Genomic DNA, 707 nt, shown 5'->3' on the forward strand with positions numbered 1-707 from the left:
TAACCTCACAGAAGTGGATCGTCTATGGACATGGTGAGACACGTGCCTAACTTGTTGTCTCTTGTTAACTTTTACTCCTTAACCTACCACTTATGACCTAACCTCAAGTATAATCCACAAAAAACGTCAGCCCCATTGCTGGCGTTTTTTTATTGAGGGTAAATGGGCCATAAAAACTCACTTTCTCAATAAAAACCATGATAAAGATCAGGTTGCAACATAACGAAAACATTATATAGGAACATGATCTCATGCAAAGTGGCAAAATTAAGCACTATAACTCAGATAAAGGCTATGGCTTTATCGATGTTGATGAGCAAAGTGAAGATGTCTTCTTTCATGTCAGTAACGTCAGGTTGTCGCAGCCAATTACCGTAGGTCAACGAGTCTATTTTAATAGCGAACGTAACCATAAAGATCAATTGCGAGCAACTGAGGTTACGGATGCTTCGTTGAGTATCGAAGAGAGTTCCGCCAAAGTAAATCACGCCTCAATACGTTCAAACCAAAGTCATCAGAGCGGCAGTCAGAGACTAAGTGACGTGAATAGCCGTAACGATACTAGTAACTCTAATAGGCAGAACAAAAAAAGCTGGAAATCGACTGCTCTTAGCGTACTTATTCTTATTGCCATCATATTCTTTGGCTATACAGAATTAAAGCCGGCGTTACTCGGTGATGCTCCATCTAATACTACGTCAGCTTCT

Annotated in this window: 1 protein-coding gene; it reads left to right on the top strand. The window is 40.3% G+C overall.

From position 1 onward, the window contains the following. Window positions 1–251: 251 nt before the first annotated feature. Window positions 252–707: cold-shock protein (locus ACS8FD_RS20585; RefSeq protein ID WP_439277234.1), on the top strand; the 456-nt coding region annotated here is incomplete at its 3' end.

Source organism: Psychrobacter sp. 1U2, assembly GCF_051847575.1.